The sequence below is a fragment of the Lysinibacillus sp. FW301-JW8 genome (assembly GCF_058788755.1).
In genome coordinates this window covers 19965-33651 of sequence record NZ_JBYTBB010000009.1, presented here as the reverse complement: position 1 = coordinate 33651, position 13687 = coordinate 19965, and the positions used below count along the sequence as shown (strand labels likewise).

Sequence of the window (13687 nt, the reverse complement as noted above, 5' to 3'; positions counted from 1 at the left end):
TTATTGTAACAATGATAGAAACAATACGTCAATAAAAAATAGTTAAAAACACGAACATAAAATCAAAAAATCTGATTCAACGTTCGTGTTTAATGACAGAATGGTATGAATATTATCTAATATTTAGATTAAATACTTCAAGACACCTTCTATAGATATATATATTGTTAGAAATTATTAATCACGTGGAGGTGGTGGTGGCATTTGTGACCAATCCACGTTAATAAATTTATTGAATTCTTTCTTAAATGCAAGTGTAACCGTTCCTGTTGGACCATTACGTTGTTTTGCAATAATAATTTCAATCATATTTTTACTTTCCGATTCTTTATCGTAATAATCGTCACGATATAAGAAGGCAACAATATCAGCATCTTGCTCAATACTTCCTGATTCACGCAGGTCACTCATCATTGGCCGTTTATCTTGACGCTGCTCAACACCACGGGATAGCTGTGATAGGGCAATTACTGGAACCTTTAATTCACGTGCTAATCCTTTTAATGAACGTGAAATTTCAGATACCTCTTGCTGACGATTCTCTCCCGGTTTACCACTACCTTGAATAAGCTGTAAATAATCAATTAAAATCATTCCAAGCCCATGCTCCTGTGCTAAGCGTCGACACTTCGCTCGAATTTCATTAATACGTACACCTGGCGTATCATCAATAAAGATACCAGAATTCGATAAACTCCCCATTGCCATAGTTAGTTTACCCCAATCTTCTGTATTTAAAGCACCTGTACGTAAAACTTGTGCATCTATATTTCCCTCTGCACAAAGCATACGCATAACTAGCTGCTCTGCACCCATTTCCAGTGAGAAGATTGCAACATTCTCACGCGCTTGAACAGCAACACTTTGCGCAACATTTAAGGCAAAGGCTGTTTTCCCCACAGATGGACGAGCCGCTACAATAATTAAATCGTTGCGCTGGAAGCCGGCAGTAATATTATCTAAATCACGGAAGCCTGTCGGAATACCTGTAACATCTCCCTTACGTGATTGAAGCTGTTCAATGTTATCAAAGGTTTCCACCAAAACGTCTTTAACATGCTTAAAATCACCAGCATTTTTTCGATTGGCTACCTCCATCATTTTCTTCTCTGCTTCGCCTAGTAATGCTTCTACTTCATCTTCACGCGTATAGCCATCTTCTACAATTTTAGTAGCGACGCGAATCAAACGTCTTAAAAGTGCCTTTTCTTCAACAATTTTTGCATAGTGTGCGACATTAGCAGCCGTAGGTACAGCATTGGCGAGCTCTAGTAAATACGATAGCCCGCCAACGTCTTCAATCTCTTTTTTTGCTGATAATTCTTCTGTAACTGTAACAACATCTATCGCTTTTCCTTGGTCACTTAAGCGCAGCATCGTTTCAAAAATTTTCTTATGTGCATTATGATAAAAATCATCCGCTAATAAAATTTCTGATGCCGTAATTAATGCTTGTGGATCGAGGAAAATGGCACCGATAACCGATTGCTCCGCTTCCCGGTTATGCGGTGGAACGCGGTCCATCATCGGTTCGCTCATGGATTGTCGCCCCTTATTCTTCCGTTACATGTACTTTTAATGTTGCAGATACTTCATGGTGTAGTTTTACAGGTACATTTGTAAAGCCTAGTGCACGAATGCCCTCATTTAAAGTCATTTTACGTTTATCAATTTTAATGCCATGTACTTTTTGCAGTGCATCAGCAATTTGTTTCGTAGAAATAGAACCGAATAAGCGACCACCTTCACCTGATTTTGCTTTTAGTTCTACTGTTAAAGCTTCTAATTTTTCTTTTAACGCTTTTGCTTCAGCTAATTCTGCCGCTGCATTTTTTGCTTCTAATTTCTTTTGTCCTTCTAATTGGCTTAATGCTTGTGTATTAGCTTCAGCTGCATAGCCATTTTTAATTAAGAAATTTTGTGCATAGCCATCAGCTACGTTTTTAATTTCACCTTTTTTACCTTTTCCTTTAACATCTTTTAAAAAAACTACTTTCATGATTCAAAACTCCCTTCAAGTACCTCATTTATGGCCTCTTCTAAATATTTTTTCACGCCCTCTATAGAATTCCCTTCCATCTGGCAGGCAGCATTCGTTAAATGACCACCGCCACCGAGCTTTTCCATAATAAGCTGGACATTTACTTCGCCGAGCGATCTTGCACTTATACCTATTTTGCCATCTGCTCGATGTGCTATAACAAAGGAAGCACCAACATCCTTCATTGTTAATAAAATATCTGCTGTTTGCGCAATTAATACAGAGTCATAAACTTTCGAATCCTCGCCAACAGCGATGGCAATACCAGGTTTTACAAACTTTACGGTTTGTACAATTTTAGAACGTTCTATATACGTATCGACATCTTCTTTTAAAAGACGCTGTACAAGAATCGTATCAGCACCATTTGTCCGTAAATAAGAAGCTGCTTCAAACGTGCGAGCGCCAGTACGTAAAGTAAAACTCTTCGTATCAACGATAATTCCTGCCAGTAAGGCTGTTGCCTCTAGCATATTTATTTTCGCCCGCTTCGGCTGATATTCTAATAACTCTGTAACAAGTTCAGCAGTCGACGATGCATACGGTTCCATATAAACAAGTGTTGGATTCTCTATAAAGTCCTCACTTCGACGATGGTGATCAATAACAACAACTTTTTCAGCCAATTTTAATAGATGTGAATCGATGACCAAATCAGGTTTATGTGTATCAACAATAACGAGCAACGACTTTTCAGTCATTTTTGACGCAGCTTCCTCTGGTGTTAGGAAATTTTCATAGAAATCCGATTTACTCTCAATTTCATTCATTAAACGTGTGACACTTCCGTTTAATTCATCAAAATTTATGATGACATAGCCCTTTACATCATTCATTTGTGCCATTTTTCGTACACCGACTGACGCACCAATCGAATCCATATCAGGGTTTTTATGTCCCATCACAAATACTTGATCACTATCCTGAATTAAATCACGTAAAGCATGGGAAATAACCCTTGCTCTTACACGTGTACGTTTTTCCACTGGATTAGTTTTTCCGCCATAGAACTTTAGCTTTCCTGTCGGCTGCTTAATAGCTACCTGATCACCACCACGTCCTAAAACAAGATCTAGACTTGATTGTGCTAGCTCACCAAGCTCCACTAATGAAGATGATCCTGCACCAACACCAATGCTCAATGTTAATGAGAGATTTTTTTGCGCTGTTTTTTCTCGAATGGTATCTAAAATAGCAAATTTTTTCTTTTCGAGCTCTGTTAAGATAGATTCATTTAATACCGCTAAAAAACGGTCAGATGAAATTCTTTTTACAAATATCCCATGCTCTGCAGCCCATTCATTAACAATGGATGTAACCATCGTATTAGTTAAACTACGTGGCTGGTCATCCATCGCCTGCGTAATTTCATCATAATTATCAACAAATAAAATAGCAATGACAGTACGATCTGCAAAGTATTGCTTTTCAATCGCAATCTGCTCTGTGATATCAAAGAAATATAGCAGATGTTCTTCTTTTTTATAAAAAACACGATATTTACGCTCACGTAGTGTAATCGTGGCTTCATTTGATTCTTCGGTCTTCATGAGTACATAGATGTCATCGGAAATATTGACTATTCCTTCACCTACTAATGTGTCTCTATTTAAAACTCCCTGCATATATGGATTGGACCATTCTATTTCATATTGATCATTGACAAGTAAAATTCCAATCGGCATTTCGAGCAATGCCTCTTCTCCAACCTTTTTCATACGAAAAGAAATCGATTCAATATGCTTTTCTGTTTCATCAAAGGCCACCTGTTCTACCTTCCACGTATAGGCCATTAACAGTGCAAATCCTACTCCATAACCAATACCTATTCCGATATTCCAAATACATAGAAGCACGAACGTCACAATGCCAAAAATGGAAAGAACAAAAAGCGGATAGCGAATTGGTCGTTTTCTAAAAGTCCCCATTACATCAGCCCCTTATTCTTTAGTTTTCCCTTTCACAAGTGAACGAACATCAAAGCCTAGATCTATGATACCAAGTAAAATCATAAAGGATGATAACGGTATAGCGAGTAATGTCGCAATCCATTTTACACCTACCGGCATTCCCTTTTTGGAAATAAAATAATGGATAAAGGAAATTCCCTGTAATATTAATAAAACCCATAAAATGTATGAAACATTTATGACAATAACATCTAATGTAGAACCAAACTCTGGACGTATAAATAAATTGATACACAAAACAATCATGTAATACCATAATATTGAACGTGGTAAACGCATATGTTGAAATGGTGAAAATTTAGGTACATCTAATCCTAGGCGCTTCAAAACAGGTAAATTAATTGACATCAGTACAAATGCTACAAAAAATGCCCCAAGGGTTACTGTTGATGGAATAGTTAATTCCATCATCTTTGATACAGCTTCTACCTGGTCAGGAGTAATAGTTGATTGTCCAGTTAAATTTTGTGACATTGCCGCTGTTTGCTCATAATTTTTTTTCGCCATTTCTACACCAATCTCAACCATATTGATACCTGCGAGACGTACATATGCTAGAAATACAATTGCAGTTGATAAAAGAACAGCAATCCCTGACGACATAAATAAATACAATTTACTTTTTTGTTGGTGAATGGCAGCACCCATCATTATTCCTACTAACGCAAAAATAAATGCGAATGGCAGTATGGCTAAACCGCTCGTTATAAATGTTAGAATACATCCGACAATTGCTACCAATATTGATGTGGAGCGCTTATAATTTGCGCTATACCATGCAAAGGGTAATGGTGCAAATAAAAACACTAGCATGAAAGCAAGAGGAATATACGCAGATATTATCATCATCAACGTAAAAATTGCCACCATTGCTGCACCCTGTACAAGCGCCTTTGTTTGATTATTCGGCATTGAAAACCTTCCTTTTTTCAGTCAAAACTTACTAAACTTTATTGTACCATTTTTTCACGTTATTGAACAAAAAACGCTAAGAATCATAAATTTTGTAGAACTCTTGACTATTAGAACTGAATACATGTCTATATAGAGGATATTTTACCGAATGGTCCAAACAAATTCTTTCATTAAAAAACATTTTGCAATAAAAAACCAGCATATACCGATACGAATATCGAAATATGCTGGTCTTAAAAATTGATGCAAGGTCAGTGCCTTGGCGACATCAATCTTATTTGTCTTCTGCTACGAATGGAAGTAATCCCATGATACGAGATACCTTGATAGCTGAAGTTAATTTACGTTGGTACTTAGCGCTAGTGCCAGTTACGCGACGTGGTAAGATTTTACCGCGCTCAGAGATGAATTTCTTTAAAAGATCTACATCTTTGTAGTCGATGTGCGTAATGTTATTAGCAGTGAAGTAGCAAACTTTACGGCGTTTGCGGCCTCCGCGACGTGGTGCCATAGTATGTCTCCTCCTTATTATTTTTTATGTTAGAAGTATTTTAGAATGGAAGATCATCTTCAGATACTTCAATTGGCCCTTTGCTATTCGCAAATGGATCCTCATCAACACGTGTATAGTTCGGCTGATTCATAGGTGGTTGATTTTGCTGATAAGCAGCATCGTTGCCAAATGAACCCTGCCCAGGCATCGAGCCACCAAATGATTGCTGTGGTTGACCACCACCATATGACGGTTGGTTATTACCGTAAGTCTGTCCACCATATTGTGGAGCAGGAGCACCGGTAGCACTAGCATTACGAGACTCTAAAAACTGTACGCTATCTGCCACTACATCTGTTGTGTATACTCGCTTACCATCTTGTCCTTCATAGCTACCTGTTTGGATACGGCCTTCCACTCCAATTAAACTTCCTTTTCGCATGAAGTTCGCTAGGTTTTCAGCCTGTTTTCGCCACGCAACGCAACTAATGAAATCAGCTTCGCGTTCACCTTGTTGGTTTGAGAATGTTCGATTCACAGCAATTGTAAATCGTGTAGACGCAATACCATTCGGTGTATAGCGTAGCTCAGGATCTTTTGTTAGTCTTCCAACTAAAACGACACGGTTTATCATCAGAATACAACCTCCTTTTCAGCATTTTGTTAAAAATTATTTTGCTTCTTCGCGAACTGCAATGTGACGAATGATATCTTCGCTGATGTTAGCAAGACGTGTATATTCGTTGATTGCTTCTGAAGTAGCGTTTACTTTCACGATTTGGTAGTAACCTTCGCGGAAGTCTTGAATTTCATAAGCTAGGCGACGTTTGCCCCACTCTTTTGATTCGATGACTTCTGCACCGTTAGAAGTTAAGATTTCGTTGAAACGTTCAACTAAAGCTTTCTTCGCTTCGTCTTCAATGTTTGGACGTACGATGTACATTAATTCGTATTTTCTCATCTGTTTACACCTCCTTATGGACTTAGGCTCTCCTATATAAGGGAGCAAGGAGTAAGTAATAATTATTACTCACATCAATGAATTGTAACATACAGATACATGTCTTTCAAGTCGCAAACTAATATTTCATCCTATATAATGAATATAATTAATTCATGAAAGGAGAGCTTTCATGCTACCAGAAAAAGAACCGATTGTAATCGAACTCGATATAAAAAAGCTAATGATGGACAATATTGTTGTCACAAGTGGACTTGTTATATTATTTGTGGCTATCCAATATATTTGCTTTAAAGATATCCATTTCTCATTTTGGAATATGATCATTGGGTTCATTCTCTTTGTTGTCCTGTATATTATATTTATTGTATTACATGAGATTTCTCATTTACTTGGATTTATGTTATTTGGAGGTGTGCCTTTTAAGTCATTAAAATATGGTCTTAATTTAGAGCTTGGCATAGCTTATGCTACAACAGACCAGCCCCTGCCTAATCATGCAATGAAAAAGGCTTTGTTACTCCCTTTTTGGACGACTGGTGTTTTACCTACTATTGTAGGTTTCTACCTAAATAGCACTGTTGTAGTACTAGTGGGGGCATTTTTAATAGCTGGAGCAGTGGGTGATTTTGCAATGTATAAAGAGTTACGTAAATATCCCAAAAATGCACTCATTAAAGATGATCCTCAGTTACCTAAGCTATATGTATTCACTACTTCTGAAAAGGAATAGACATGCTTGGGACACTCTACATATAGGACCTATCCCACAAATTCTATTTAACAAAAATTTCAAAATGCCAAACCGCTGTTAAACCAGTGCTTTGGCATTTTCTATTTAACTCTCCAAAAGATTCTCTACTACTTTAAGGAGTTAAAAAACCATGCTGTGCAGCTGTATACAAATTTCTCCAAATACGATTAATCGAAGATGTCTCGGTAATTGCCTCCATTCCAAGATTACGAATGAAGCTGTTGGCAATATCGACGCAGGATGCCGCACTATCTTTACTCATTTGTGAAAACTGTTGTAGTTCTACATCTGTTAAATCGTGACCAGCTTTATGTCTTTCCCAGTATTGAGTCAATATTGCATAAAAGTTTTCTTCAAGCTGATTAAAGTTTTTTTGCTGCTGTATTAATAAAGATTGTAATATACCTATACGTTCTGAACGACTTGGATCATTACTTTTTTGCTTGATCATAATAGACGTCTGCTCTAAGAAATTTTCTGTTATGCCGAGGCAAACACTCAGGAAGGAAGCCTCTGCAAATGTGCCAAACGGAAAGCTATGAACAAAGCTTCCATAGTTATTATGAATGGTACCTAACTGAAACGTTGCTTCTTGTGGCACCCATGCATTTTTAATACTGATTGTATGACTGGCAGTTGCTTTTAACCCCATTGCACGCCAATCATGAAAAATCTCAACATGCTCACGCTCAACTGAGCAACTAATAATTTGATCGGTTCTTATACCTTCATGCTCGACAAAGCAATTCATTGTAAAAGTAGTAGCATAATCCGCGCCACTACAATACTTCCATTGCCCTGATACACGATAGCCACCTTTCATTTGCACTGCTGTGCCTGTTGGATAGCCACTACCTGCAATAACAGCATTTCTTGGCGAAAAGATTTTTTTACAGATTTCTTGATTGAACGTTGGAATAAATGCATTACCACCTGTACCGATTGTGACCAACCAACCTAGATTCCCATCAAGAGCAGACATCTGTTGAAATACTTTCATGCCCTCCAATAAGTTTAATTCTTTACCGCCTAATTCCTTAGATGTAAATAGCTTAAACAATTTTTGTTCGTAAATAGCTTCTAAGATATCTATCGGTAATTGCCCTAGCTGCTCAATTTCCAATCCTCGCTCTTTTATGTGTAATGAATTCATCACTATACCTGCCTTTCAAAATAAACAGATCAACACCTAAACAAAAAAGGCAATCCATTTAAAGATTGCCCCGGTTTATGTTTTATACATTGAAACGGAATAACATAATATCTCCGTCTTGTACAATATACTCTTTACCTTCAAGACGTACTTTACCAGCTTCTTTAGCAGCAGCTTGAGAACCAGCCTCTACTAAATCATCGAAAGCAACTGTTTCTGCACGAATAAAACCACGTTCAAAGTCCGTATGAATGATTCCCGCACATTGTGGTGCCTTCATCCCTTTACGGAAAGTCCACGCACGCACCTCTTGTACCCCTGCAGTAAAGTAAGTTGCTAGTCCAAGTAAATCATAAGAAGTACGGATTAATTGATCTAAACCTGATTCCTTAATACCTAGTTCTTCTAGGAACATTGCCTTTTCTTCATCATCAAGCTCAGAAATTTCTTCCTCGATTTTTGCACAAATTGTAATAACTTGAGCACCTTCAGCAGACGCATACTCACGCACTTTTTTCACATACTCGTTGTTATCAGCATCTGCCACTTCATCTTCTGAAACGTTTGCCACATAAAGCATTGGTTTAATTGTTAATAAATGAAGCCCCTTGATTACCTTTAGTTCATCCTCAGAAAGCTCAGCTGCACGTGCAGGTCGACCGTTTTCTAATTGTTCTTTAATTTTTAGTAGTACAGGTTCTTCAATCATGGCTTCCTTGTCTTTTTGCTTAGCCATTTTGCTAACACGCTGTAAACGCTTATCTACAGATTCTAAATCAGCAAGCGCAAGCTCTAGATTAATGACCTCAATATCATCAATTGGATCAACAGCTCCTGATACGTGCGTAATGTTTTCGTCTACAAAGCAACGCACAACTTGGCAAATGGCATCTACTTCACGAATATGTGCTAGGAATTTATTTCCTAACCCTTCACCTTTTGAAGCACCTTTTACAATTCCTGCGATATCAGTAAACTCAAATGCTGTTGGTACAGTTTTTTTCGGTATTACTAATTCAGTTAATTTATCTAAACGTGCATCTGGTACTTCAACAATACCCACGTTTGGATCGATTGTTGCGAATGGATAGTTTGCAGCCAATGCGCCCGCTTTTGTAATTGCGTTAAATAATGTTGATTTCCCAACGTTAGGTAAACCAACGATTCCAGCTGTTAATGCCATGAATGGACACAACCTTTCTATGATCTGTTCATTTTTCTCTCATATAACCTTATCTATTATATTAATTCACTCATAAAAAGTCTAATACGCCTGAAGCTATGCCTCATTAGCCGAAATTAAAACCTTCTTCATTTTTTTTTCAAATTCACGGCGTGGAATCATGACACTGTGCTGACAGCCTTCACATTTAATCCGTACATCTGCACCCATACGAATGATCTTCCATTTGTTTGTGCCACATGGATGCTGCTTCTTCATTTCAACAATATCGTTTAGACCAAATTTCTTCGGTTCCATTATTCATTTCTCCCTTCATCTTTAACACCATATAACATCATTTTCGGATGAGACATTGGTATATTATTTTCTTCAAAAAGCCTTGTTACGTCTCTACGAATAGTACGTGCCACTCCATATTGTTGCTGAGGTAATGTCTCAGCCACTATACGAATCGTTACTTCAGTGCCCTTGACATTTTGTACCCCTAAAAAGGTCGGTACTGTTACGAGCTCTTTATGAACATCTGGTAACGATTCTAAGTATTTCTTTATGATAGATTCTGCCTTTTCAAAGTCTGCATCACTCGTCATCTGTAAATCTATAAAAATTTTAGAGTTATTGACAGAATAGTTCACAACCTCCCCAATCGAACCATTAGGAATAATAAATTGCTCTCCAGTACCTCCATTAATCTTTGTTGTTCGTAAGCCTATTTCTACAACAGTTCCTTCTGCCCCATTAATTTTTATATAATCACCAACACCGAATTGATCTTCAAAAATGATAAAAAATCCAGTAATAACATCTTTCACTAAACTCTGTGCACCAAAACCAATGGCTAAACCAACAATCCCTGCACCAGCCAATAGCCCTGCTATTTTAATCTCTAAGCTAGATAAAATTGCAACGATCGCAGAAAAATAAACAGCATAGGAGATGATGCTTTGTAATAATCTCGAAATTGTTCGCTGTCGACGCTCTGAATGGTTTAATGGTGAACGCATACGTATTAAAAACACTTTTTTAATAAATTTTTTCCCTAATCGTACTGCGATCCATGAAACAATTAGAATAAGCGTAATTTCAAGGGTTGCATCTACAATCGTTTCCCAAAATTCTTCTGATGTTAGTTTATTCCAATAATTTTCTATCAACCTCTTGTTGAATCCCAATATTACCACCTCTTGTATAACTTACTAAAAATTTGTGTATACTGCATAAAAATTGAACACTTCCTCCAAATTAAAAAGAAAGTGAGTTTTTTTATGAATACTATACCAAATTTATTACTTCCTTATTCTCTTCATCATGAAAGTAAAAATGCTGTTTGGCAATTAAGTACATTATTTTTAGAACATATACCATTTCATCATGAACGACTTATTTTCTGCTGTATTGGAAGTGACCGTTGTACAGGTGATACCCTGGGGCCATTAACAGGTAGTTTTCTTAATAAATCTGTTAGTTTTCCATATGAAGTTGTAGGTTCTTTAGAAGATCCTTTACATGCTCTTAATTTAGACTCTACATTACAACAGCTACACAATCATACTACAAAACCTTTTATTATTGCGATTGATGCTTGTCTTGGTAGTGAACAAAATGTTGGGCATATTTCTGTACAAAGTGGACCCATTTTCCCTGGTAAGGCTGTTAAAAAACAATTACCTCCAATCGGTGACATTTCGGTTAAAGGAATCGTCAATATTGGAGGCTTTATGGAGATGCTGGTTTTACAAAATACAAGACTTCATATTTCTTATGCGATGGCGGAAAAACTTTCAAGAGCGCTATTACTTGCTGCACATCGTTTCTCACTGAAAAGTATAGAAAATAGCGACCATAATGCCGACAACGACGATACCTGGCAACAAGTTAGCAGCCTTGATCTTGGTTAAGCCTGCAATATTTAAACCGATGGCCAAAATCATGACACCACCTACAGCAGTCATCTCTGTAATAAACATTTGTAACGCTTCATCTGGTATAAAGGAGCTGATGACACCTGCGAAAAGTGCAATCACTCCTTGATATAGAAAGACAGGCACTGCAGATAATAGTACACCTATGCCTAATGTAGATGCTAAGATAATCGAAGTAAAACCATCGATTAAGCCTTTCGTTATGAGTACATTATGATCATTACGCAAGCCACTATCAAGTGCACCTATGACAGCCATAGAACCGACTACAAAAATCAATGAAGCCGTTACAAAGCCCTCTGCAATACTAATTTGATTATTATCAGTGCGTTTTTTGCTAAATAAAGATTCAACCCATTGTCCCAGTCGATTCATTTGCTTATCTAAATCTAACCATTCGCCAATAACAGTACCTACTACTAAACTTACCACCATTATAATAAAGTTATCACTTTCAAAGCCCATTTTAATCCCTAAAACTGCAACTGCTAAGCCAATGATTGATAATACGGTAGACTTCATTGATTCAGGGATATTTTTAAAAATTCTTCCCACGATTGAGCCTGCTATTATTAATAATGCGTTTATTAAAGCTCCAAATAAAACCACGTTTCAGCCTTCCTTCTCTCTAGAAAAATAGAGAGCGCCTTAAAACCCGGCGCTCTGACTATAGAAATTTAGCATTACTCATCTTGTAAATTTAATATTTCTAAAATACGTTCTAAATCATCCTCAGAGTAAAATTCAATTTCTATTTTCCCTTTATTATTAACCTTCTTTATTTGGACATTTGTTCCAAAATAATCTCGTAGTTGTGATTCCTTAGCTACAACAAATATATCCTTTTTCTTTGGCTGAATTGTTTCACGTGAAACTTCTTCATTTATCGTTTGTACTAGCATTTCAACCTGTCGTACATTTAAGCCTTGTTTAATAACCTTATTTGCGACCTCAGGAATTCTTCTTTTATTTTTCAACCCTAATAATGCTCGTCCCTGTCCCATTGATAGAGTGCCATTGTTCATCAACGCACGAACATCATCAGGTAATGCTAGTAAACGAACATGGTTGGCGATATGTGGTCTACTCTTCCCTAATCGCTTGGATAACTCCTCCTGTGTTAAATGTAAGTTTTCCATTAAACTTTGGTAAGCTTCAGCCTCTTCAATAACTGTTAAATCCTCACGCTGTAGATTTTCTAAAATAGCTAGCTCCATCATTTGTGCATCTGAAAATTCTTTTACAATGGCAGGAATAATCTCTAAACCTGCTAATTGAGCGGCACGATAACGGCGTTCCCCAGCAACAATTTCATATTTACGCCCTTTCTTACGTACTGCAATAGGCTGTAGAATACCATGCTCCTGTATAGAGTCTGCTAATTCTCGTAACGTTTCTTCATCAAAAATTTTACGAGGCTGAAATGGATTTGCAACGATTAACTCTAATTGAATTTCTTCTACTTGCCCGCTTTGTTCTAATGACTCTCCAGGAAATAATGCACCAATGCCTTTTCCTAAACCTTTAGCCATTTTTAATCACTTCCCTCGCCATCTCTAAATAAACTTCTGCACCTCTTGATTTTGCGTCATAAATGATAATTGGCTGCCCGTGACTTGGAGCCTCACTTAATCGCACATTACGTGGAATAATTGTTTTATATACTTTATCTTGGAAATATTTTTTTACTTCATCAATTACTTGTAAGCCTAAGTTTGTTCGTGCATCAAGCATCGTTAATAGCACACCATCAATGTAAAGTTGTTGATTTAAATGCTTCTGCACTAAACGAACAGTAGATAATAGCTGACTAAGCCCTTCTAATGCATAATATTCACATTGAACTGGGATAATTAATGCATCGGATGCAGTTAAAGCGTTAATAGTTAAAAGCCCTAAAGAAGGCGGACAATCAATAATGATATAATCATAGTCTTCTTTCACATTTTGAAGTGCATGCTTTAAACGTACCTCTCTTGATATGGTTGAAACTAATTCGATCTCCGCTCCAGCCAGTGAAATCGTTGCTGGAACAATGGATAGGTTTTCTACATTTGTTTCTTGAATGACATTTACAACGTTTTCATCATCAATTAAGACATCATAAATACAGCCTTGAAGTTCTCCTTTATTAACACCAAGTCCACTTGTTGTATTGCCCTGTGGATCAGCATCAATTAATAGCACTTTCTTTCCTAAATATGCTAGACAAGCGCTCAAATTGACCGATGTCGTTGTTTTACCTACGCCACCCTTTTGATTGGCGATTGCTATAATTCTACCCATTTAAAAGCA

At 37.1% G+C, this 13687-nt stretch carries 16 protein-coding genes; 2 read left to right on the top strand and 14 right to left on the bottom strand.

The window, feature by feature from the left end:
* Positions 1-177: 177 nt before the first annotated feature.
* From dnaB to rpsF, 7 genes are all read right to left on the bottom strand, one after another.
* Positions 178-1539, bottom strand: a complete 1362-nt coding sequence (dnaB, locus tag AC3WOM_RS05740; RefSeq protein ID WP_492445538.1) for a replicative DNA helicase — start codon at positions 1537-1539, stop codon at positions 178-180.
* A gap of 13 nt (positions 1540-1552) precedes the next feature.
* Positions 1553-1999 (bottom strand): 50S ribosomal protein L9, encoded by a 447-nt coding sequence (gene rplI / locus AC3WOM_RS05735; RefSeq protein ID WP_427543864.1) that lies wholly within the window; start codon positions 1997-1999, stop codon positions 1553-1555.
* Entirely contained in the window at positions 1996-3969 is a 1974-nt protein-coding gene (locus tag AC3WOM_RS05730; RefSeq protein ID WP_492445536.1) for a DHH family phosphoesterase, read from the bottom strand. The genes rplI and AC3WOM_RS05730 overlap by 4 nt, the downstream gene beginning before the upstream one ends.
* A 12-nt stretch (positions 3970-3981) precedes the next feature.
* Entirely contained in the window at positions 3982-4923 is a 942-nt protein-coding gene (locus AC3WOM_RS05725) for a YybS family protein (RefSeq protein ID WP_427543858.1), read from the bottom strand.
* A 277-nt stretch (positions 4924-5200) separates the two neighbouring features.
* Positions 5201-5437 carry a 30S ribosomal protein S18 gene (gene rpsR, locus AC3WOM_RS05720; protein WP_012296211.1) on the bottom strand — a complete coding sequence of 79 codons (237 nt, stop codon included), beginning with the start codon at positions 5435-5437 and terminating at the stop codon, positions 5201-5203.
* Between the two features lie 40 nt (positions 5438-5477).
* Complete coding sequence (gene ssb / locus AC3WOM_RS05715; RefSeq protein ID WP_492445534.1) at positions 5478-6053, bottom strand: single-stranded DNA-binding protein; 576 nt, start codon at positions 6051-6053, stop codon at positions 5478-5480.
* 36 nt (positions 6054-6089) lie between these two features.
* Entirely contained in the window at positions 6090-6380 is a 291-nt protein-coding gene (gene rpsF / locus AC3WOM_RS05710) for a 30S ribosomal protein S6 (RefSeq protein ID WP_427543852.1), read from the bottom strand.
* A 172-nt stretch (positions 6381-6552) separates the two neighbouring features.
* Here rpsF and AC3WOM_RS05705 point away from each other — a divergent pair, with 172 nt between their 5' ends.
* Complete coding sequence (locus AC3WOM_RS05705) at positions 6553-7113, top strand: DUF3267 domain-containing protein (protein WP_492445532.1); 561 nt, start codon at positions 6553-6555, stop codon at positions 7111-7113.
* Positions 7114-7246: 133 nt separating this feature from the next.
* On the opposite strand, the gene AC3WOM_RS05700 is transcribed toward AC3WOM_RS05705, so the two are convergent.
* The 4 genes from AC3WOM_RS05700 to AC3WOM_RS05685 all read right to left on the bottom strand — a co-directional run bounded on the left by AC3WOM_RS05700 (position 7247) and on the right by AC3WOM_RS05685 (position 10642).
* Positions 7247-8287 (bottom strand): acyl-CoA dehydrogenase family protein, encoded by a 1041-nt coding sequence (locus AC3WOM_RS05700; RefSeq protein WP_492445530.1) that lies wholly within the window; start codon positions 8285-8287, stop codon positions 7247-7249.
* 82 nt (positions 8288-8369) lie between these two features.
* Positions 8370-9470: a redox-regulated ATPase YchF gene (ychF, locus tag AC3WOM_RS05695; protein ID WP_286923221.1), complete on the bottom strand. Its 1101-nt coding sequence runs from the start codon at positions 9468-9470 to the stop codon at positions 8370-8372.
* Between the two features lie 96 nt (positions 9471-9566).
* Positions 9567-9767, bottom strand: a complete 201-nt coding sequence (locus AC3WOM_RS05690) for a DUF951 domain-containing protein (protein WP_427543840.1) — start codon at positions 9765-9767, stop codon at positions 9567-9569.
* A complete protein-coding gene (locus AC3WOM_RS05685) occupies positions 9767-10642 on the bottom strand; it encodes a mechanosensitive ion channel family protein (RefSeq protein ID WP_427543837.1) in 876 nt (291 codons plus the stop codon). Before AC3WOM_RS05685 ends, AC3WOM_RS05690 begins: the two co-directional genes overlap by 1 nt.
* Before the next feature lie 93 nt (positions 10643-10735).
* Between AC3WOM_RS05685 and yyaC the strand changes: the two genes are divergently transcribed.
* On the top strand, positions 10736-11368 hold the full coding sequence (yyaC, locus tag AC3WOM_RS05680) for a spore protease YyaC (RefSeq protein ID WP_492445527.1): 633 nt from the start codon (positions 10736-10738) through the stop codon (positions 11366-11368).
* Here the strand turns inward: yyaC and AC3WOM_RS05675 are convergent.
* From AC3WOM_RS05675 to AC3WOM_RS05665, 3 genes are all read right to left on the bottom strand, one after another.
* On the bottom strand, positions 11285-12001 hold the full coding sequence (locus AC3WOM_RS05675; RefSeq protein WP_492445525.1) for a DUF554 domain-containing protein: 717 nt from the start codon (positions 11999-12001) through the stop codon (positions 11285-11287). The genes yyaC and AC3WOM_RS05675 overlap by 84 nt on opposite strands.
* Positions 12002-12075: 74 nt before the next feature.
* The gene (locus AC3WOM_RS05670) at positions 12076-12924 is read right to left on the bottom strand and encodes a ParB/RepB/Spo0J family partition protein (protein ID WP_492445523.1); all 849 of its coding nucleotides are present in this window, start codon (positions 12922-12924) and stop codon (positions 12076-12078) included.
* Positions 12917-13678, bottom strand: a complete 762-nt coding sequence (locus AC3WOM_RS05665; RefSeq protein WP_427543825.1) for a ParA family protein — start codon at positions 13676-13678, stop codon at positions 12917-12919. The genes AC3WOM_RS05670 and AC3WOM_RS05665 overlap by 8 nt, the downstream gene beginning before the upstream one ends.
* Positions 13679-13687 lie beyond the last annotated feature (9 nt).

Excerpts from the sequence above, each read along its gene's own strand:
- AC3WOM_RS05730 (WP_492445536.1), bottom strand. The coding sequence starts at position 3,969 with ATGGGGACTTTTAGAAAACGACCAATTCGCTATCCGCTTTTTGTTCTT.
- AC3WOM_RS05705 (WP_492445532.1), top strand. The coding sequence starts at position 6,553 with ATGCTACCAGAAAAAGAACCGATTGTAATCGAACTCGATATAAAAAAG.
- rplI (WP_427543864.1), bottom strand. The coding sequence starts at position 1,999 with ATGAAAGTAGTTTTTTTAAAAGATGTTAAAGGAAAAGGTAAAAAAGGT.
- rpsF (WP_427543852.1), bottom strand. The coding sequence starts at position 6,380 with ATGAGAAAATACGAATTAATGTACATCGTACGTCCAAACATTGAAGAC.
- ychF (WP_286923221.1), bottom strand. The coding sequence starts at position 9,470 with ATGGCATTAACAGCTGGAATCGTTGGTTTACCTAACGTTGGGAAATCA.
- ssb (WP_492445534.1), bottom strand. The coding sequence starts at position 6,053 with ATGATAAACCGTGTCGTTTTAGTTGGAAGACTAACAAAAGATCCTGAG.
- rpsR (WP_012296211.1), bottom strand. The coding sequence starts at position 5,437 with ATGGCACCACGTCGCGGAGGCCGCAAACGCCGTAAAGTTTGCTACTTC.
- dnaB (WP_492445538.1), bottom strand. The coding sequence starts at position 1,539 with ATGAGCGAACCGATGATGGACCGCGTTCCACCGCATAACCGGGAAGCG.
- AC3WOM_RS05690 (WP_427543840.1), bottom strand. The coding sequence starts at position 9,767 with ATGGAACCGAAGAAATTTGGTCTAAACGATATTGTTGAAATGAAGAAG.
- AC3WOM_RS05670 (WP_492445523.1), bottom strand. The coding sequence starts at position 12,924 with ATGGCTAAAGGTTTAGGAAAAGGCATTGGTGCATTATTTCCTGGAGAG.
- AC3WOM_RS05725 (WP_427543858.1), bottom strand. The coding sequence starts at position 4,923 with ATGCCGAATAATCAAACAAAGGCGCTTGTACAGGGTGCAGCAATGGTG.
- yyaC (WP_492445527.1), top strand. The coding sequence starts at position 10,736 with ATGAATACTATACCAAATTTATTACTTCCTTATTCTCTTCATCATGAA.
- AC3WOM_RS05665 (WP_427543825.1), bottom strand. The coding sequence starts at position 13,678 with ATGGGTAGAATTATAGCAATCGCCAATCAAAAGGGTGGCGTAGGTAAA.
- AC3WOM_RS05700 (WP_492445530.1), bottom strand. The coding sequence starts at position 8,287 with ATGAATTCATTACACATAAAAGAGCGAGGATTGGAAATTGAGCAGCTA.